The sequence below is a fragment of the Arthrobacter sp. NPDC093128 genome (assembly GCF_040683875.1).
In the GTDB taxonomy this organism is placed as follows: domain Bacteria; phylum Actinomycetota; class Actinomycetes; order Actinomycetales; family Micrococcaceae; genus Arthrobacter.
On sequence record NZ_JBFBEY010000037.1, the window covers coordinates 13,668 to 33,879 of the forward strand.

Consider the following 20,212-nt stretch of genomic DNA (forward strand, 5'->3'; position numbering starts at 1 on the left):
GAATGAAAACCACGGAGTTCCACCCCACCGTCGAATCGACGCCCCCGCATCCTCAGAAGGACATCATGAGCACGACAACAAAATCTCCACAGGGCACACAGGTGCCGCCGAAGCGCAAACTGGACGTCGGGTCCCTGGCAACCTCCTACGGAGTCATTGTCTTTCTGGTCGTGATGGTTATCGCCTTCTCGATCTTGCTGCCAGCTACTTTCCCTTCCATGGACAACGCCAAAGCAATACTCTCTGACCAGTCCATACCGGTCATCCTCGCACTTGCCGCCATACTTCCGCTTGCGGCCGGCGAGTTTGATCTCTCGCTTGGCGCGACACTCGGCTTCAGCGCCATCACAGCCATTTCCGTTTCCAATGCGGGCGCGCCCTTGCCTGTCGTCATACTGGTTTGCGTGTTGGTCGGGGCGTTGGTTGGCACCGTCAATGCTGTGCTGGTTGTCCTAATCAAGGTCAACGCGTTCATCGCCACCCTTGCCTCCGCGACGATCCTTTCAGGCCTGAACCTGCTCGTCACCGGCAGTTCTTTGCTGGTGCTGCAATCGGACGCGTTCAGCGCCCTGACCGTGACGAAGGTCTTTGACCTGCAGATCGTTTTGGCCTACGCCATCGTCCTGGCCATCGGCCTCTACTACGTGCTGGAGAAGACACCCTTCGGGCGTTACCTGCGGGCTACCGGAATGGGCCGTGACGCCGCCCGTCTCAGTGGTGTCAGGGTCGACAGGTACCTTGCCGCTTCATTCATCGCGGCCGGGATCCTGGCAGCACTGGCGGGAGCGCTGGTCGCTTCGCGTGGCGGGACCGCGGCACCGTCGCTGGGCCCGGAATTCCTGTTGCCGGCCTACGCCGCTGCCTTCTTGGGCGCCACCACGATCAAGCCCGGCTACTTCAACGTCTGGGGCACCGTCATAGGCGTTGTCCTGCTGGCCGTTGGCAGTAACGGACTGACCCTGATGGGGGCCCAGACCTGGGTGACCAATATTTTCAATGGCGTCGCGCTCATGATAGCCGTTTCAGCCTCCGTGCTCGTCGGACGACGCCGGCGGAAAAGAACCGCCTAGGCGGCAACACAAGTCCCGCATCAACTATTCGCATGACTAATTTGAGAGGCAATTAAATGAAGAACACCAAACGATCGCATGCCGCGCTGGCGGCGCTGGGCCTAAGCGTGGCCATGTTGCTAACGGCCTGCGGCGGGACTGGTTCGGGTGGCGCAGGCAGTTCGGGCAGCGCCGACACGAGCGCGGCGCAGAAAGTCCTAGCTGAAGCACAGGCGACCGTGACCAAGTTCGACTTCCCGACTGAAACCGTCGATGTGGCCAAGAGCAAGTTCATTGTGACAATTCCCTGCGCCTACGCGGCAGAGGGATGTAAACGCGGCGTTGATGCCGTGGGTGAGGCGGCCAAAGCGCTCGGATGGCGATCGCAAATGATCGATCCGGCCGGTGACCCGGACAAGATGAGGGCAGCGATCCGTACAGCGATCCAGCTCAAGGCTGACGGCATCTTTCTCGGCGCCACGCCTCCGGCCGTGGTCAAAGCCGACGTCGCCGCGGCCCGTGCTGCCGGAATCAAAGTCGTTAATATGTACGAGCCTGCCCCCGGGGACTTCGCAGATGCCAACTCGACTCAGGACCACATCATGGCCGGACGATGGAATGCAGCCCACATCGCTGTTGCGACCCAAGGCACGGCTAAAGTCATCTCAATCAATGACCCGGAGTTCGAGTCTGTCGTCGAGTGGCACCAAGGCTTCGTGGACGGACTGAAGGAACTCTGCCCCTCTTGTCAGGTGGTTAAGGAAGTCAATTTCCAGATCGCCAACCTTCAAACCCAGGTCCCGACAGATTTCCAGGCAGTGCTGCAGGCCAATCCCACAGCCAACGCCGTCTGGACGGCCTATGACCCGGTGGCACTGGCCATCACGCCCGTGATCAAGCGCTCCGCGCAGAACGGCAAACTCACCGTAGTCTCGCACAACGGAGACCCGGCCGCCCTTGACGCCATCAAAGCCGCTGATCAGCCCTTCAAGGCGACCGTGGCCTACAACATCGAATGGCAGTCCTACGCGGCAGTTGACCAGATGGTAAGACTGTTTGCCGGCAAGCTTCCCGACAATCTCAAGACGGTCTATGTCCCGGAGAAACTCATCTCCAAAGACAACGTGACCACCATCCCTTGGGATGGCGACCTTGACTGGAAGTCCGCCTACACCAAACTCTGGAAGACGAGCAGCTGAGCCATTGAGGGGGACCGGGAGGTGCGCTTCCCGGTCTATCTTCGCTTCACCCCAACGAAGGATCGTTGCAAGACACCACGGTGCGGGCAGACACCTGTGCAGCCCAACGGTGCTCCTGGCGGGCCTCATTTCCGGGGGAGCCTGGTCGGTTCGCAGATGGTATCGGGCCTCCTAGCACTCCCCGGCTAAGCGGGCGGGACCACGAAGCACTCGGCGACGAGCAATACCTGCAGGGGAAGACCCTTACCGGACCCGGACGTGTCAAGCTCGTCTTCGACGCCCCGTTCTCCCGCCGACATGCGGCGCCGTCGCCCGACAGATGAAGCGCTGATAACCGCCCGGCCCCCGAACCCCCGCCAACGTGTTTGTGAATTTCGGTGGTGAGGTGTGCAAAACCATACCCTCGACGACAGGTGCCTGTTCTGACTCGAAGGTGATTTGACAGCAGACTCGAAGGAGAATCGAAATGACTGACACCAACCTTGTACCTGAAACTTGTCCTCCGGCCTGGGCGCATTCAGCAGGATTTCTCTCCCTCCGGCATCCCCGCCCTGTTCCCACCACCCTGCAGGAACTTGCTGACCGCGACCTTGCCCGCGAAAGCGCACTGCGCTACAGCTATGCCTATGACGAGCGACGCCTCGACGTGCTGCGTAGCCTGCTAACCGACGACGCGAAGTTCTCCATCAGTGTCAGTGGCGCCGGGGTGCACACCGAGGCGGGCCGGGACACGGTCGTCGAGTGGCTTTCCGGAATCATGGACAGTCAGGATGATCAACGCCGGCATGTAGTAAGCAACGTGATCATTGAAGACCTCACTGTAGAACGCGCTGTGGTGGTTACTTACCTCGCTGTTTTCAGTATCAACGAGTCGGCTCAGCTTGCGACCACTGGTTTCTACCGGTTCGACTTAGCAAAGCAGGACTCTGTCTGGCGCATTAGCCACATTTTCGACGGCTTGGACCGGCCCTTCTAAATGGTCCAATTTCCGCGTTATCAAGTCCTCGGTCATACCGGGCTTCGTTGACCAGAATGAACCGAATGGCTCTGGAAGAGCAAGCCGTACCACCTCGGCGGGGTGTGCCCCGAGAGTACCGAGATAAGCCAAATAACAGGAGGAAGTCCATGACAGTAACATCGCCCGAAAAGAATGCCGACGTCACAACCGGCTGTCTTCTGGACCCCGTAATGGTGGGTCCCTACCTTCTTAAGAACCGATTCGTTCTGCCGCCACTGACCAGGAGCCGAGCGGGAGAGGGGGACGTGCCAACTGAGATGCACGCCGTCTACTACGCTCAGCGGGCACACGCCGCCCTGCAGGTCACGGAGGGTTCGCCCATCAGCCGGCAAGGAACCGGCTTCCCTTGGACCCCCGGCATCTACTCACCGGCCCAAGTGGAGGGCTGGAGGCTCACAACGGCCGAAGTTCGTCGGAGAAACAGCCGGATTTTCCTCCAGCTCTGGCATGTAGGACGTCAGTCCCACACGTCCCTGCAAAAGGACAACGCCTTGCCGGTAGCGCCTTCGGCCATACCGGTCAGGGCTCAGATATTCACGGCAGAGGGCCTGCAGGACTTCGAGACGCCCCGCGCCCTGGAAAATTCGGAAATCGCTGACATAGTTAGGGATTTTGGCGCCGCCGCCCGAAACGCGCAGGAAGCAGGATTCGATGGCGTTGAGATACATGGTGCCAGCGGTTACCTGATTGATCAGTTCCTTTGCGCGGGCTCCAACGCCAGGACGGATGAGTACGGAGGTTCGGTAGAAAACCGTGTTCGGTTCCTCCTCCAGGTTGTGGATGAGGTCGTTTCAGTCTGGGGAGCAGACCGTGTTGGTGTAAGGCTGTCACCGTCCAGCACGTACGGGGACATGTTCAGTAGTGACAAGTTCGAGGTGTACACGGCGGCTGTCAAAGAACTGGACAAGTATGGTCTCGCGTATCTTCACCTTGTGGAGCCGACTATCAGCGGGTCAGAAATCGTGCAGGCCGCTGACGATGCGATTCCGACGAGTCACTTCCGATCGATTTACTCCGGGAAGCTGATCGTCGCTGGTGGCTTGTCTTTTGAAGCGGCTGAACGTGCGGTTAGCGAAGGCGGTGCCGACTTGGTCGGTTTTGGAAAGGCCTTCATGGCCAACCCGGATCTGCCAATTCGATATGTTAACGGCGCCGAAATTAGGGAACCCGATCGCGTCACGTACTACGGAGGTGACGAAACCGGGTACACAGACTATCCCAGCTGTCTCGACGAAGAATACTTCGATCGCCTCAATTCGCAGATCGAAACTGGTCAATTGTCCCGCGATGAAGTATTGGATTCCTTGAACAGCGGCGATCCATTAGAACAAATCGACGGCGGATCCTACTACGCTCGGCTAATGCTGAGCCGCGAAGTCTCCTAGACGTCGTTCCCCTGCTGCGGGCGGTGGTCCTCCCACTGCCCGCAGCCCTCTCGTTCAAGCCTTGTTTACCAAAACCCACGTTCCCAACGACGCTTTTAGAATAGCCATGAGAAGAAAGAGGCCGCTCAATCCAGTGGAACGGCCCGATAGTCGGTCCCCAGAATCTCCTGGTTTTCCGCCTGCCGTCTCTGAGCGTGTCGGTGACTGGAACGCGCTGAAGAAGGGGGACCAAATCGTCATCGTGGGGCCGTCGATTCCCGGATGGCGTGGCAAAGCGGACGTGGTCACGGAAGACGGTCAGATTCTGTGCGTCCACCTCGACGCTGGCCGTGGGAGGATCCGTGTTCAGAAGCCAGACCGAAATTAGATATGGTGCACGTCGATGCCGGTTCCCTGATCGGTCTTCGGCCACTAGGTGCCGGGTCTCCAACGCAGTCTAAGCATGACTTGAACGGAACCTGTGAACGGCGTGGCGTGAGCAAAGAACAGCGGAACTCAGCCGATTGATGCAATGCCAATGACATCGAAAATGGCTCGCAGACGACGCCGGCCTCCTCATCGGCATAGTTGGTATACAGGTGCGCACACGCGGCGGCGTTGGCTTTAACGGCAAGCTAGCGCACGGAAGCCCTATTACCCTCGACTGCTGACAAATGTGGGGCGGCTACCGCAGGGTGAAGTGTTGGGCTGGAGGCGCGCCGCTGGTCTGGCAATGACAGGCGTGGCCGTTTTCGGTTGGCCATAAGCGTGTCGCAGGTTTCCTCCACGCTGTCAGGCCTTCTCCGGCGTCGGCGAAGCCACTCTCATTCGTCCGTCCACGCGTGTGCTCCGGCCGGACGGGGCAGCCAACGACCATCAGGGGCCAGTCGCTTCTCGGGCCACAGCGACGTTACCACCCAGGGTTTGTGCCGGGCTGCGAGGAGTCCGGTCCCGGTGCAGAGGAAATTTTCTTGATGGTAGCCTGTCCGGAACTCTCTGTCGGCGTGGTCACAGCCGGAGCACTCGCCGCTCGGGATGTGCCCGAGGAGTGTCCGGAGGAAACAATGCCCAAGCCTGCGCCGATCGTGTTGCCAACGGGGCGGTGACCGTGGCAGATTTGCAGCGCCAGCCGGAATGCCGTCAGTACCTAGTGTCCGCGCAAACACTGTAGGAGTGAGCACAGGTGGGCGCAGCGATTGGTAGTCGCCATGTCAGTGACCTGTGAGTCCAGCTGGTTTCTGCTGCCTAGCGTCAGTCCCGTCGTTTCCAGTTTGTCTTCGGAAGTGCAAGCTCGTCGAATCGCTACGGTGAAGGCAGAGGCGGTGGGTATCGGTCCCGGCCTGTCCGCCGAAGTATGTCCAGTCGATAATCCCCCCGGCCTCGTTCGGCTGAAGGCTCTGGCGATCGCTAACTTCGCGTGCGATAGCGCAGCACTTGACGCTGCGCAAATGGACTTCTAGTTCTTCGTGGGTTGCCTGTTCGTGGCTGGGTCCTCCAGGCGATCAAGTGCGGCTGTGTCAGGTCAAGACCCGCATCAGGCTGCAGCAGAATCTTTGATCGGAGCTCCACAATCATTTGAACCTGAGGGTCCAGTCTTACGTCGGGCCAGCACCACAACTATCGAGCCTCCTGGCACAACCATCGACCTGTCTGCCGTGACCAGGGCACTGTCTCTACTTGTGACGTCGAGATGACTCCGCGTTGTTTGGTCAGCAGGGCGATGCGCGCAACCTGGGCACGACCGCGCCCGACGCCTTCGGATCGGAGCGCCGGGCGCAATGTGATTGCCCTATTGTGGAAGCGGCAACGAGTTCAGCAGCTCTCTGAGGGCGATGACCTGGCGGGGAACGTACTCAGCGATAGATACGCCAACAAGCTCCGCTGCGTTTGCCAGATCGGTGATGGTGCGCACGAGCGCCTCGCGGCTGAGCCCGTTCGGCTCCTTGCCGAGGCCAAGGATGATGTCGTTGCTATCCACAACGTCCAGGTCCAGGTGGACGGCTATCCGGGAACACCCCGTGGCCTTGAGCCACGCAAGCAATGGCGCGGTTGCCGTGTTGAGCTCATCCGCGCTGAAGCTTTGGATACCCCATTGACGAGCATTCGGCAGATCCCAGTCCGTCCATGCGTGCACTCCGGCAATAGCCACCCGTGACGGGTCAACGGTCTTGGGCAGTGCATCAACAATCTCCGGGTCCCCGTGCCCTGTCAGGTGCGACAGGGCCATTGCATGGTATCCGTCATAAGTATCACCGGGAAGGGTGCAGTCAGCATGCGCGTCGATCCAGATGACCGCAAGATCGTCCCCGTACCTTGCCGCCAAGTGCGCAAACGGGGCGACGCTGACAGAGCATTCGCCGCCCAGCGTGACGATCTTGTCCGGATCCGATTCATCGATCAGTCGCACGGCATCCGTCAGTTGCGATAGCACGACTTCCCGGGCGAAGATCCCATCGGTTGATTTGAGGCCGGTGGTGACCTCCGATACCGGAACGGTGATTGTTGGCCCCGCTCCGGCGGGAAGAAGCTTGTCCAAGATCGTTGACCCCAAGCTGTAGCCGGTCTGCGCTGCCTCCAACGGAAGCTCTGGGGTGAGAATACCGACCATATCCGGCGTTGCTCCCTGCCACTGGGGCCAGAGAAGCCGAAGGGTCCCCGAGCCGGATTCGGAGGATGAAGTTAGTGAACTAGACAAAATGAATTGTTCCTTTCCTAGACCTGAGTGGTGGACGCTAAGGGTTCTGCCTGCCCGATAGTGTTCAGCGGAGCCTGCCGCACGGCATCAAATTCCGTATGGAAATCGTAGCGGCGGGTTAACAGCAGGTAGCTCCCCCCCGAAACAACAAGCCCAACAATGAATGCGAGGTCGGCTCGGTCCATTGCCGCTGCGGCAGGACCTACATAGAGTGCTGTGCTGAAGAACGGGATCATTGCCACGAATCCGACAACGTAGCTGATGATTCCCGGACCGGCCCAGCGGCCATAAATCCCGCCATCTGGCCGGAGGATGTCAGTGATGGAGAAGACGCCCTTGCGGACAATGTAGTAGTCGGTCAGATTGACCGCGGTCCAGGGAATCAGGAAGTAGCCCAGAATGCTGAGGAACGCTGCGAAGGACCCGAGGATGTCGGAGGGAAGGGCGAGCGCCGCGATGATGACCAGGATGCCACCGGTCACGAGCGTCGTCGACCGGAGTCTGGCCGTTGATTTTATGGGGCGGAAGGCCTCCACGGCACTGAGCAACGAGACGGAGCCGCTGTAGAACGACAACGAACAGGTAATTAGGCACGAAACGGCTGCGATCGCCATCGTGACTGAACCGAGCCCGAACCCGAACTGATTGCCCATATCGCGGATTGAAGTAATTACGTCACTGTTCGGGAATGCCGTGGCAAGTGCTGCGCCGAGACTCTCGAGCCAGAGTGCCGAGAGCAGCGTCCCGCCGAAGACTGCTCCTGAAACAGCACGGCCTCCAACATTGGCCGGCAGGTATCGGGTGTAATCGGAAACAATCGGTGCGATTGCAATCTGATAAGTCGCCGCAGCGCCGAACTGGGCAAGGAACGGAACCCAGGCAAATGAGCTATCGCTGAGCATCGACGCCAGGGGCAAAACAGCCAATGCCGCGATGGTGAGGAGCACCAAGTTGGCCAGCATGACGTACGAAGCGTACTTCTCGACCCGCAACAACAGTCGGTAACCGACTATAGCGAGGATGATGGCGGCGACGCCCACACAGATCTGGAAGGCCGCTGGCTGCTCCACGGAGACATCAACGAGCGCAGAAGCACCAGTCTGGATGTAGAAAATGGCAAATCCGAACTGGACGATGGTGGCCGCTGCAATTGGAAGTATCGCCCCCCGGGAACCAAACTGCACCCGGGACTGGATCATCTGGGGAAGGCCCATCCTTGGTCCCTGAGCTCCGTGGAAGGCCTGGAACATTGTCCCGAAAACACTTCCCAGCAAGAGTGCCAGAAGTGTCCACGAAAGGCTTAGACCATACAGAGGGCCCACTGCCCCAGTAAACAGCGTTATGAGGGTTGCGTTAACCATGAACCAGAACTGGACTTGGTTGCGGACGGTACCGTGGCGTTCGCCTGGTGGGACGTAGTCGAATGAACGGGATTCGACGATTTCGATTTGTTGCATAGCGGGCTCCTGCGGAGTTACATGTCGAGACTACTGGGGAGCTAAAGCCTAAGATCCGCCGTTCACCTTGATCCGGCAATCACGGCACGGACCACCTGACGTTTCGGGCATGGGCGGACTGTTGTCTACAAGTTCGCTCTTCATTCCAAAAGCTGTTTCGTATACGATTAGACAATGAAACAGCTCGCCGCCAGCAGCGCGGAGGCGTGGGAAGCCCTGTGCGTGGAACAATTCCAGACTTGCCAAGTCGACTGGGCAGTTCGGTCATTCAACGCTGAGCTGCGTTCCTCCACCCAACTGCCGAACATTTCGTTGACCAGACTAAAATCCGGAGGCTTTGGTGTTTCGCGGACCTTTGCGCACACGCGGAAAAACGATGCTGACGACCTTATGGTGGTCATCCATCATTCCGGCCAGCAAGGAAAGATCGAACACAACGGGAGCCGGAGTATTATTCAGTCCGGAGGGGCTGTCCTGATCGATACCGCCCGTGCATATTGTTTGGATTTCGCGGGGCCAGTCGAACAGACCGTCATTAAGTTACCTCGGTCTGCGACCCGTCTGGTTGCCAAGAATGCTGGCCAGCCCATCGGAGCCGAGGGAAGTGCCAGCCTTCGTGTGTTGGATAGCATTCTGCGCGAGCTGGAACGAATCGATTCAGGCATGCCTGAACACGAGGAAGTCGACGATGTCTCAGATTTAGGCCGCGCTCTCGCTGCGGACGGGATGCGCGAAGCCGATGCCTTGATCAATGCAGCAGTTGAGATGGCGGGCGTAGCGTTTGCCGGGTGGCGGTCCTCGGGGGCAAACTCGGGCCATGAGGCGCTCCTCTATTCGGCCCAAGAGTTTGTTAGAGCACGGTTGTGGGATTCACGCTTGGGACCGGAAACGATTGCGGGGCACCTCGGCGCTTCCCTGAGATTTGTTTCCGGGCTATTCGCGGAGCACGGATCGTCGCCGGCCGCATTCATCCGTGACGCACGGTTGGAGAAAGCCAGGTACCTGCTGACTTCCACGGAGCGGCAGAACACGGCGATTTTTGATGTTGCGGTCCGGGTTGGTTTTGTTGATGCAACAACTTTTTCGCGAGCCTTCCGTCGGAAGTATGGAATGGTGCCGTCGGAGTATCGCAGGGAGGCATGGGCGCAGGCGTCCAACTCCGGCACGCTTGGCTCGGACCAGGGACGCAGTGGGCTGGCGTGGCCAGGAAGCCGCGGCCTGCCGTAAGTTCATCACGCGCACGCACACATGGCGGCGCGAGCGGTCAGTTCTTGGAATGAACGCGTGCTTGACAGCGCCGAACGGCAGGCATGGTCCGAAAAGAGAGTGGCTCGGTGTGGTGAAGAAAAATCCGCATCACTTGCCGCGTAGTCCATAAGGACCTCGGCAAGCTGAAGGCGGAGACTCTCACGCTGAACGTCGGCCGAAAAGTGCGCCGTCGGCCGCGCCGTCCGGTGGGGGTGGCCGAGGACGACGACTTTCGGCGCTGCGGTCGGAGTGGGCTTCTGGGGCTGACATCTTTGGCCGGAGCCTTCAGGCACCTCGCTCCCGCCCCATTCTGCGAGCGTGCGCTCGTTTAGTTCGTCACATCATTGAAAAGTAATAAAATCCTTGACTATCAATGCCTTGAGGCGCAGGCTTTGTCCTGTACAAGGATTTGCCACTTCGGATTGTCCGTCCGTCAGCGGGTGATTGCCCTGGTGAAAACCAAATTCTCACCCCGGGCCCGTGCACTGCCGCAGGAGAAAGCGGCAACCACGAAGATTTCCGCGCTTTGGCCGTGCCCGTTGAGGGGCCGAAGGAACGGCCGTGCATCGAATCAGGAGACGCCAATGAAGTACATATGTTCTGGTACGGAGCCGTGACCGGCCGTCACATGCACTCCAAGACTGGCTGATGGACGTTTTCGCGGCGGGTGCCTGAGAACCGTTCCGGGCCTGACCAACCTCCGCATAAACCGTGCCGTGCCCGAACCGGGAGGCCTTGAACTCTATGGAAACGCCGAGGCCAATACTCCCGACTCTTGTGACGCGATTGTCGAAGTAACCTGCGGCCCTAGGTTGCCTTGTTGGAACTCTTCAATGCAACAGCCTCGCGACCGACATACCTGAGGAGACCGCCTCGCAGGCGAGAGTCGCCTGCGGAGTGCTCGATCTGGTTTGCGCGGGCTTCAACTCTACGACCGGCCCGCGGTCCCCGGAGGAGTGCAGGAAGACTGAAGTACACCTAATGAACTTCATCCTAAGCAAACTCGGCGATCCGACGCTCACTGTGGAACATCGCTTCCTCATTCCACGTGTCAACACGACCCTGAACCGATTGTTCGCGACTGAGGATACGACGGCAGTGCGATGGCAACTGGAGGATGCGTCTGGAAAAGAGCCGCGAAATGCTTGACTCGGGACAGGCGGGGCGGGTCAACGCACTTGCACTGTGGCTTCTCACATTTCACAAAGCATATCCACAGCCGGCCGGCGCCCTCTCCAATCGGGGCACCGGCCGGCTGTGGCCTGACAACGTGGGACGCCGGATAGGTGGCGCTAAAGCCAAGGAACGCCCGCTATCGCCGGACGTGCGTCTCATCGCCGCCGATGACCAACCCATGGCCAAACCGGAATAGTGGCGCCTCGGTGTCAAAGGGTACATCCGACCGGCTGGCAGCTACCGCCCGCATGGATGATGGTAAGTCGAAAGGCAGCGTTCCCCGGGCCGAACGCCGGCCGAACAGCACGTCGAAGAGGGCGCTGTCGGACGCTCCGTAGTTGGCGACAACGGCCGCTGCGCTCCGGGAAATTTCCGGAATGACGGCAGGCCGGTCGAGATAGATGTCCACTACAGTTGGAACCTTCCGGCAAAGTTCCAGAATGGACCGAACCTCCTCAGCGGTGAACTCGAGACTTCCTGCGTGGAAGAACTGCTCAAAAGCCCCTGCGCGGGGTTCGAAGGGTGCCTTGATCCTCACCACGGCAAGTTCAGCTTCTTCCGGTTCGTTAACTACGGTCCCGTACCGGGCGGCAACTGAGCGGTCTACGTTCAACACGTAGATTCTGGGCTGTCCGGCAATCGGAAGTACCTCGCCATGGGTCCCGTTGCTGAGGATGGTCAGAGACTGGCATTGCGCCTCGTACCCCGCTTCGACGAAGGACCGCTGTGCCACGATTCCGTCTGCGGCTTCGGCGTCCACGAAGGGGTTGTCGAATAGCCCGAGAACGAATTTTTCCCGCAGTAGGCGTCTGACAGACGCGTCGAGCCTGGATTCGGAGAGGCGGCCAGAGTTGACCAGTTCGATTAGCAGTTCAGGGCAGTGCTCGCCGCCAAATTGATCAACGCCAGCAGAAACTGCCTTTTCGAGCCTGTCCAAAGGAGAGAGGTGCTCCACGCCCCAGGCCCTGGCCGCCTGCGGTTCGCCCCAGACCACACTGTCATTGATCAGGCACCAATCCGCACAGACTATCCCTGTGAAACCATACTTTTTCCTAAGCAGGCCGGTAATTATGCCTTCATTGAAGCCGAAGGCAACCTCTTCGTACTGAGTGCCGACTGGCATCCCGTAGTAGGGCATTATCTGGGACGTTCCAGCTTCGAAGGCAGCTTCGAAGGGTCGCAGATGGTAGTCGAAGTTCCGCCCCGGGTATACCTGCTCCCGCCCGTACGGGAAATGGGGATCTTCGCCGTCCTTCTGGGGACCCCCGCCGGGGAAATGCTTCGTCATGGTCGCCACGCTGGCGTGCCCTAGCCGGCCCGTCTGGAATCCTCTGATGTAGGCCCTCAGCAACCGGGAGGTCAACTCCGCGTCCTCTCCGAAGGTGCCTCCGATGCGCGCCCACCTAGGCTCGGTGGCAAGGTCAACCTGCGGGTGGAGTGCAACGCGCAGACCTACGGCAAGATACTCCTGCCGTGCAATATCGGCGAAACGCTCAACGACGCCCTCGTCGCGGATGGCAGCTAGTCCTAGAGACTCCGGCCACTGCGAGAAGGATCCGGCTGTGAAGCTGGCCCCGGGATTATCCGTGAAGGCATGGCGGGGATCTGTGGATAAGGTAACCGGTATGCCAAGCCGCGTCGACAGTGCGGACTCCTGGAGACAGTTGTTCCAGCGCGCCATTGTTGCCGGGTCGCTGCCGTGAAGGACGTTGAAGTGGTTAATGTGCTTGTTCAGCAACATGTCCTCGGTCCCGGGAAGGGCGTATGCAGAACTTGGTCCGGCGAGAGTACCCTTCTCGCCGATTTCAATCATTTGATGGAACATGAGTCCGGCCTTTTCGGGCAAGGTCATCCTGGCCAGCAAGTCTTCGACCCGCCCCTCAGTTGCCAGTCGGGCATCCTGATACGGGGCTTTGCGGGTTTGTCCAAGAGTCAACTTGGGTTCTCCTTCTAGTGGGCTGCGGCGGATTCAACCAGCAGAACCGGGTGGTTTTTTAGCCTTCTGGTGTGTGGATCAGCGCGAGCCCCGGACAAAGCGCACTGCTACCGCGCCGACCAAAGCAAACCCCGCAGCCCACAAGTACAGGGCTGTGTAGTTCTCGGACCCAGAGACCACGAACAGGGTGGCAGCGAATGCCGGGGCCACGGATTGAGGCAAGGCATTGGCAATGTTAAAGACTCCGAGGTCCTTGCCGGCGTCCTCCGAGTTGGGGAGCACATCGGTGACAAGAGCAAGGTCCACGGCCATGTGGACACCAATGCCCAGTCCGACGATTGCGACGCCGACATGGAACACCGTGAGGTCCGCGGAAAATGCGATGATCGGGAATCCAACCGCTGCTATGACGGTCGCGACTGCAACGAAAATCTTTCGACGGCCGGTTTTGTCGGAAAGATATCCGCCGCCGGCGGAGCCGATGAGGATACCCGCTACCAGAACCACGGAGGCGGTTGCCACGGCTGGTGCGACCGTGGAGTTAGTAAAGCCGAAACGATTGATCAATAGGAACGACTGATAGGTCAGAAGAGTCATCCAAGCGAGCACGATGAAGAAGCGGCTGACCCAGGCCCAAGCGAAGTCAGCGTGTTTGAGCGGGTTGACCCAAAATGTGCTGAGGAATTCATGGACGCCGAAGGGTTTGCGGACACTTTCATTCTTAGTCTCACGCAAGAACGGGGCGAACACGGCAACAAGAATGAGCCCGATGATGGCGGGAGCTATGAACATGAGCAGAGTGTTGGAGGAAAACCATGCAGCGACGTAGGCAGCGCCGGCGAGAGCACCGTAGTTGCAGACACCGGAAATGCCTGCGACCCGGCCCCGCTGACTCTGTGGGACGTAGTCGGCGATAACAGCCGTCAGGGCTGCAATCGCAGCGTTGTATGCAAGTTGAGCGGCACACCATGCAGCCATAATGACCGGAACAGTGTCACTGACTCCGATAACGGCTACGGCGACGATGCCGGCAACCATGCCCCCAATGAAGAACGTACGCCGGCGTCCAAAGCGGGACCCGGAGCGGTCCGAAAGGCGGCCGAAGAAGGGGTTGCCGAACAAGGCGAACAATGCGGCGACGGCCGTGATCGATCCGTACACGGCGATGGCATCGTCGGGGCGGATCTCTCGGATACGCACGGAAACCGTCACAAGGGCCGGCGCGTAAACTGCCAGCCACAGGCCCAGGTTAGCTAGGGAATAGAGGGCGATGAAGCCCGCGGATCGATGCGTCGGCGACGCAGTTTCCGTCGACTGCAGGGGCGAAGCCATGGTGCTCTCATTTCGTGATGTGACCGCGACCATACGCGATCGGCTGGCAATACACTACAACCAATCCTGAGTGGTTGGTAGGGGTTCAGGCAATTTAATCAAACTTTTTACATACTCGTAACGGGCTGCATGTATCGCCAGGCGCAGGCCGCGCATGCTGATTGGGGGGGAGCATCCAATGTGCGCATATGCTGAGAAGGTGGAAAAAAGAACCCCAACAACTCACCCGCGAGGGCCGTACGCGCCGGGTGAGGCAGCCAGATCAAGAATCCTGACCGAAGCGAAGGCAGCCTTCGGACAGCGTGGGTACAGGGGTGCATCGCTCTCAGAAATAGCCAAAGCCGCGGGCATTACGCAGCAGGGCATCCTCTACCATTTTGGAAACAAAGAGCAGCTCCTCGTCGCCGTGCTAAAGGACCGCGATGAAGAAGACTTGGCGGGTTGGCCGCAAGGGAAACTCGTCGGAACGGCGGTCTTGGACGCCTGGGATCGTGTGGTCGAACGAAACTTCCGCCTCATTGGTCTGGTACGCCTCTCCCACGTCCTCTGCGCCGAATCAACAGGCGACGATCACCCGGCCCGTGGATTCTTCCTGGATCATTTCGACCTCGGACGGACCCTGCTGACGGATGCCTTGGCCGCAGGAGTGGCAGCCGGAGAACTTCGCACCGACGTGGATTATGAGGCCATAGCAACGCAGATAATTGCCATGCACGAAGGACTTGAAAACCAATGGCTTGTCGATCCAGAGGGCGTCGACATTGTGTCGCTGTTCCACTCCTACACCAGGCAGGTGAGGAGAATGATCAAGGCTTCTCCTGTCGGCCCGATCTGAGAGGTCCGGGGGGACTTACCCGGGGAATTTCGCCCACAGAATGACCGCCGTCCGCCGCAACGAGGATTTGGAGGTGTCTCAGATCGGCGCGGTTGGTTCAGTGGCGGAAAAGTCATGACCCGTGGGTAGTGCGTGCTGGCGTTCCGGTGGCCCACCTGCCGTCGCCTGGGCCCGCCCCAAAATCGTGAAGCCAGCGGAATGTTAGGGTTTCCCTATGGGTAGTGAGGCTACAGAGCCTGTTGATTTAGTTGAGGCCATCGATTTTGCTGTGGGGCGAGCCGAGCAGCAGATTCCCTCCATAGATACGCACATGATGCGCTTGGTGCTGATGCTTCATCGTGTGACAAATTTAGTGACGTATGACTTGGAATCCACCGTCCACCGGCCTCGCGGGCTTAGTTGGCCGGCATTTCAGTTGTTGTTCACGCTGTGGACTGGGGGCGAAATGGAATCCAAAGTCGCCGCAGTCCGGAGCGGCATGAGTCGGGCCGCTGTATCAAGTCTCAGCAACACCCTCGAGAACATCGGATTGATCCAGCGGAATGCGGACGCCTCGGATAAGCGCAAGATCCTGTTGTCTCTGACTCTTCAGGGACGCTCGACCTTGCAAGACGCCCTTGAGGCGAACAGTGAACAAGAACAGAAATGGGCACAGGATCTTTCGCAGACTGAGGTCGACCAGTTGAGTCACCTCTTGGGCAAGGTTGGTAAAGTGGCCCAGTCCGAATGGGTGAATCGTCGCGACTAGCTCATCAACTAGCTCGGGGCAATTTTCGAAGCGACAGCTTTGCGGCGAGGCCTGGCCGCCTCTTTTATTGGATTTTGACTGAATCCCAGTCGAATAAATGTGAAGTGGCATCGATCAGGTCCACCCACTCTGTAGATATCTGAGCGGACTTCCAGTGACGCTCTGAGTCAAAATGGAGCTGGAATGAGCCGACGAACGTTCCGTCCAGACCCCGCCGCGGCGCTTCCAGTTCCATGTCTATGAGCGAGGGGAGGCATGAGACGAGACAGCCCAAAAAGTCCGAGTGCGCGGAACCGAAATGCTGCGGCATTACACCGGGCTTACTGGGAACTAGCATGGCGATGTTGTACATGGTGTTACCTTCGAGACTGCGGATGTGTGATGGAGCCCTTTGGATAAGTCTCATCCATCACTAGGGTCGGACTCGTCTAGTTCTGATAACGACAACGGCCGTTCAGAAAATGGAAGCCAGCTCAGCCACGAACCTTGACTTGACTTTTCGGTTACCATTGTGCAATGGACCCAGTTCGCATCACTAACCCTCAAGACTGGGAGGAGCACGTTAGCGATACGATCTTCTCTTTGCTTGTCCAGGGTGTGAATCCCGATTTCGCGGCAACGATAAGGACGATTGATCTTCCCCGGGCATTGCGTATCTCAGAAGTACACGTGGACGCTAACCATCTCAAACGAAGTGAACGTTTGGTGCGGCGCGAGCCCTCAGACAATGTCCTTATTCTTCTGCAGCACGACGGCAGGGCCGTGATGCGCCAGGGGGAGCGCGAGGTGTTCCTCTCAAACGGAGCCGCAACCCTGGCCGATCCGAGCCAACCCTATGAACTGAAGATGACCGCAAAGTCGCACCAGCTGGTCCTCCTATTCCCCGCAGCCGCACTACGTGCCGCTGGAGGCAAAGTGAGTGACATTCGTACGAGGCTTATTCCGGGGGAATCGTTGGCTCTGAGGAGTCTCGCCGCGTTGGCGACTGAACTGGTTTCGTCCGACGGGCTGGGTTCCGAGGCGGAAGGCGTGGCTTCCGCAGCGTTTGAACTCTTACGCGCCGCCCTGAGCAGGTTTGGGACCACGGGCACACCCATTGAATTGAGTCACGGTGCCCAGCTCCGCCTTGTGCAGAATTTCATCCATAAGAACCTCAGTGATCTTGGACTGAGTGTAGAATCCGTGGCGCGTGCACACGGCGTCTCTTCGCGGCATTTGGCGACACTCTTCGGTCCGGATTCAACACCAGGGTCGTATATCCGGCGTGCGAGGCTTGAGCGAGTCTACTCGGATCTGACCAATCCGGAGATGGCGTCGGTCCCCGCTTCCCAGATTGCAGCTCGGTGGGGCTTCGGTAACTATGCGACGTTGAATCGAGCGTTCCATCGCGAGTTCGGGATCTCTCCAAGTCAGACGCGTGAATTCGGTCGTCCTCTCCCTTCCTAGGGGCCGGGGTTCATGACTGATTCCGTCCGCAGGATCCGCAAGGGCACCTTGTGATGGATCCGGCCAAGTTCTCACGAAACCGAGACCCTGCCCAGCCCACGCGTTCCGGGAGTTCCATTATGTCAACGGCACTCTGCGGGACGTGATGACGTGCGGCTGGCCCCTGTGCGGCCCGAGTGAGGTGCGCCTCTGCAGCTGCCTGATAAGCGGCCGTTGAGGTCGGCGGCGATGGACTGCGGATTTTCGTGAGGGTCTGACGCGTATGGTTACGGTGTCGAAGACGACGTTATGGGATCCTCCTTTGCGTCACTTGACCAGCGATGAATTTCGCGGCAGGTATTCAATCGGTCGCCAGTGCACTTGCTTGTGCGCCGGGGCGTTCCGCGGTGTCGCCCGCCTAGCCGAACCAGAGGAAATTGCCTCAGCAATATCGTTCCTTCTATCTGATGAGGCGAGCTTCATAACCGGTCACCTGCTCTCAGTCGACGGCGGTTTCGTGGTCCCCTAAGCATTGCTGCCGTTTCCGTCCCACCTCAGCAGAATGCCGCCGCAGAACCAAAGCGCTTTGAATGGGAACCGAGAAGCCGCGAACAAGGTGAAGTCCAGCAGCGCGACAACGACTGGGAGTGTCCGTTTAGCGATTGATCCACGGTTGGCATTTAGTTGGTTCTTACTTCGAAGGTGATGGCGAAGGGATTCAGTGTCGGCTTCCACCGTGTGGCCCATCGTGCCCTGCTTTTGCCGACTGGGGCCAGTCCAGGGTGGCAGAGCGGTGGAGGCCGGCTGCCTTTTCGATCTCGTCGGCGCCGGCTGAAGCGGCGCTCGCCGAACTGTGGGCAGAACTTGCTGGTGACGACTTTGCAGGCCTCAAGGTGTTGTTGCGCCGCGCGCTAGGTGTACCCGGCCATCAGGTTAGTGTCACTCGCGTGATCGGGGTGCCCTTGATGGCGGCGTGGATGCGTTCAGTGTTGTAGTAGTTCAGCCACGGGTCAAGTGCCCCAGCTCGTTCGGTGTTGCTCGCAAATGGTTTGGCATAGGCCCATTCGGTTGCCATGGTGCGGTTGAAACGCTCGATCTTGCCGTTGGTCCACGGGCAGTGAGGTTTTATGAACCGCTGTTGCGCGCCGAGCTGTGCCGCGGCGGCTTTGAACGCGGCGGACTTCCGGTAGGCGAAGGCGTTGTCGGTGATGATGCGTTCGATTTTCCTGATGCCCTTTGCTTTGAAGAACGCGGCGGCTCGGAGGAGGAAGCCGGCCGCGGTCGCGCCTTTCTCGTCCGGGTGGATTTCTGCGTAGGCCAAGCGGCTGTGGTCATCGATGGCGGCGTGGATGTAGTCGAATCCAATGCCGCGCCCGCGGACCTTCTCCGAGCGGCCATGGGCGCGCCAGCCCCCGCCGTCAGGGATCCGTCCGAGTTTCTTGACGTCCACGTGGATCAGCTCTCCCGGGTACTGGCGTTCGTAACGGACTGCCGTTGACCGTGTGGCCCGGATGACCGCCCCGGTGACGGGGTCGCAGGCAGCAAGAGGCGGGAGGCCGCGTCGGGCGAGGATCCGCGAGATGGTTCGTTCGGGAACCCGGTGGCACGGCTCAACCGCGCCGGCCCGCACCTGAACTCCGTCCTGGCCGCGATGACCGCGTCCTCCCGCTCGGCGCTGGTCTTGGACGGGGTCCGGTGCGGACGGCTGGACCTGTCGAGAAGACCAGACTCAGCCTCCGCCCGGAACCGCTTCACCCAGCGGTGAGCGCACTGCCGGGAGACACCCAATTCCTTCGCCACGTGGGCAACCGGCCGGCGATCACCAATCACTCTTTCAACGAGAAGAAATCTCCCATGAAAGGTCAGACGGGCATTAGCGTGGGACATGAGGACCTCCGTGGCCGTGAAGATGTCAGATACCTCCACTAAGCCCCGGGGGTCCTCCTCACTTCAAGACTGATGTCACCAACGTCATGGCCAAGTACAGCTAGGACGTGAAGTGCAGGAAGCCGAGGTCCCGATCGGGTTGCTGGCCTACCTCGACGACGACGTCGTCGGCTGGACGCGGGTGGTACCGCGCTCGACGTTGCCGGGAGTCGCCGAGAACCGCGCACTCGCCAGGATCCTTGACGACGATCCCGACGCGTGGTGGGTGTCCTGCTTCGTGGTGCGCCGCGAATACCGAGGGAAGGGCATCGGAACTGTGCTGCTCGACGCCGCGGTGGACTGGGCAGCGCAGCATGGTGCCTCCATACTCGAAGGACACCCCATTGACACCAGCGGTCTCGCCGGCGCCCCGTCGCCATCTGCCCTCTTCACTGGAACACTCGCCATGACCCAGATGGACTCACCCATGAGATGGGGGGGTCGCGTCCAAGCCTTTCGGACTACCGACGCAGTTGCTGCGTCTGTATTATGGCGTTCACATTCGACCTCGACACCAACGCGATCATCGCGTATCCCCTCGACGGCAAGGTCTTGGCAGACGACTGCGCTGTGTTGGCAGGAGAAACTAGGTCGAAGGCCCCTGCAGCGTCACATACCGGCCTGACATCTCGTCATGAAGTGTGTTCCAGTTCGTGCTAGGAACTGAGTGGCCACACTCTCGCACTGGGCCAGCCATTTGCCGCCCGTAGCACTCCTATGACCGAACTACGGCCGTACGGTCCGGACACCGCAAGACTCTTTGGACGTCCCGCGAACCGACCGTCATTCGGGCAGTTCCATTTG

The 20,212-nt window shown here is 59.5% G+C and carries 15 protein-coding genes and 1 pseudogene; 10 read left to right on the plus strand and 6 right to left on the minus strand.

The genetic code is table 11. The features are described from left to right. Nucleotides 1-2: 2 nt before the first annotated feature. The 4 genes from AB0N24_RS25670 to AB0N24_RS25685 all read left to right on the plus strand — a co-directional run bounded on the left by AB0N24_RS25670 (nucleotide 3) and on the right by AB0N24_RS25685 (nucleotide 4,651). On the plus strand, nucleotides 3-1,070 hold the full coding sequence (locus AB0N24_RS25670; RefSeq protein ID WP_364130905.1) for an ABC transporter permease: 1,068 nt from the start codon (nucleotides 3-5) through the stop codon (nucleotides 1,068-1,070). Nucleotides 1,071-1,126: 56 nt separating this feature from the next. Beyond that, complete coding sequence (locus AB0N24_RS25675; protein ID WP_364130908.1) at nucleotides 1,127-2,248, plus strand: sugar ABC transporter substrate-binding protein; 1,122 nt, start codon at nucleotides 1,127-1,129, stop codon at nucleotides 2,246-2,248. 466 nt (nucleotides 2,249-2,714) lie between these two features. Then, a complete protein-coding gene (locus AB0N24_RS25680) occupies nucleotides 2,715-3,224 on the plus strand; it encodes a nuclear transport factor 2 family protein (RefSeq protein ID WP_364130911.1) in 510 nt (169 codons plus the stop codon). 149 nt (nucleotides 3,225-3,373) lie between these two features. Beyond that, entirely contained in the window at nucleotides 3,374-4,651 is a 1,278-nt protein-coding gene (locus AB0N24_RS25685; RefSeq protein WP_364130914.1) for an alkene reductase, read from the plus strand. A gap of 1,768 nt (nucleotides 4,652-6,419) precedes the next feature. Here the strand turns inward: AB0N24_RS25685 and AB0N24_RS25690 are convergent. Both AB0N24_RS25690 and AB0N24_RS25695 read right to left on the minus strand, forming a co-directional pair. Then, nucleotides 6,420-7,238: an arginase family protein gene (locus AB0N24_RS25690; RefSeq protein WP_364130917.1), complete on the minus strand. Its 819-nt coding sequence runs from the start codon at nucleotides 7,236-7,238 to the stop codon at nucleotides 6,420-6,422. A gap of 104 nt (nucleotides 7,239-7,342) precedes the next feature. After that, entirely contained in the window at nucleotides 7,343-8,782 is a 1,440-nt protein-coding gene (locus AB0N24_RS25695; RefSeq protein ID WP_364130920.1) for a cytosine permease, read from the minus strand. Nucleotides 8,783-8,956: 174 nt separating this feature from the next. Here AB0N24_RS25695 and AB0N24_RS25700 point away from each other — a divergent pair, with 174 nt between their 5' ends. Continuing rightward, complete coding sequence (locus AB0N24_RS25700; RefSeq protein WP_364130923.1) at nucleotides 8,957-10,009, plus strand: helix-turn-helix domain-containing protein; 1,053 nt, start codon at nucleotides 8,957-8,959, stop codon at nucleotides 10,007-10,009. Nucleotides 10,010-11,342: 1,333 nt separating this feature from the next. On the opposite strand, the gene AB0N24_RS25705 is transcribed toward AB0N24_RS25700, so the two are convergent. Both AB0N24_RS25705 and AB0N24_RS25710 read right to left on the minus strand, forming a co-directional pair. Continuing rightward, on the minus strand, nucleotides 11,343-13,142 hold the full coding sequence (locus AB0N24_RS25705) for a glycoside hydrolase family 3 N-terminal domain-containing protein (RefSeq protein ID WP_364130926.1): 1,800 nt from the start codon (nucleotides 13,140-13,142) through the stop codon (nucleotides 11,343-11,345). Between the two features lie 78 nt (nucleotides 13,143-13,220). Further along, entirely contained in the window at nucleotides 13,221-14,474 is a 1,254-nt protein-coding gene (locus tag AB0N24_RS25710) for an MFS transporter (RefSeq protein WP_364130929.1), read from the minus strand. A gap of 199 nt (nucleotides 14,475-14,673) precedes the next feature. Here AB0N24_RS25710 and AB0N24_RS25715 point away from each other — a divergent pair, with 199 nt between their 5' ends. Together AB0N24_RS25715 and AB0N24_RS25720 are read left to right on the plus strand one after the other, a co-directional pair. Further along, nucleotides 14,674-15,309 carry a TetR/AcrR family transcriptional regulator gene (locus AB0N24_RS25715; protein WP_364130932.1) on the plus strand — a complete coding sequence of 212 codons (636 nt, stop codon included), beginning with the start codon at nucleotides 14,674-14,676 and terminating at the stop codon, nucleotides 15,307-15,309. 214 nt (nucleotides 15,310-15,523) lie between these two features. Beyond that, nucleotides 15,524-16,057, plus strand: a complete 534-nt coding sequence (locus AB0N24_RS25720; protein WP_364130935.1) for a MarR family transcriptional regulator — start codon at nucleotides 15,524-15,526, stop codon at nucleotides 16,055-16,057. A gap of 64 nt (nucleotides 16,058-16,121) precedes the next feature. Here AB0N24_RS25720 and AB0N24_RS25725 read toward each other — a convergent pair whose 3' ends face one another. Further along, the gene (locus AB0N24_RS25725; protein ID WP_364130937.1) at nucleotides 16,122-16,409 is read right to left on the minus strand and encodes a hypothetical protein; all 288 of its coding nucleotides are present in this window, start codon (nucleotides 16,407-16,409) and stop codon (nucleotides 16,122-16,124) included. Nucleotides 16,410-16,573: 164 nt separating this feature from the next. Here AB0N24_RS25725 and AB0N24_RS25730 point away from each other — a divergent pair, with 164 nt between their 5' ends. After that, complete coding sequence (locus AB0N24_RS25730; protein ID WP_364130940.1) at nucleotides 16,574-17,503, plus strand: helix-turn-helix domain-containing protein; 930 nt, start codon at nucleotides 16,574-16,576, stop codon at nucleotides 17,501-17,503. A 262-nt stretch (nucleotides 17,504-17,765) separates the two neighbouring features. After that, complete coding sequence (locus AB0N24_RS25735) at nucleotides 17,766-18,011, plus strand: SDR family oxidoreductase (protein WP_364130943.1); 246 nt, start codon at nucleotides 17,766-17,768, stop codon at nucleotides 18,009-18,011. 399 nt (nucleotides 18,012-18,410) lie between these two features. Here AB0N24_RS25735 and AB0N24_RS25740 read toward each other — a convergent pair. After that, nucleotides 18,411-19,369: pseudogene (locus AB0N24_RS25740) on the minus strand (IS481 family transposase). A gap of 181 nt (nucleotides 19,370-19,550) precedes the next feature. Here AB0N24_RS25740 and AB0N24_RS25745 point away from each other — a divergent pair. Then, nucleotides 19,551-20,033: a GNAT family N-acetyltransferase gene (locus tag AB0N24_RS25745; protein WP_364130946.1), complete on the plus strand. Its 483-nt coding sequence runs from the start codon at nucleotides 19,551-19,553 to the stop codon at nucleotides 20,031-20,033. The last annotated feature ends 179 nt before the right edge of the window (nucleotides 20,034-20,212 follow it).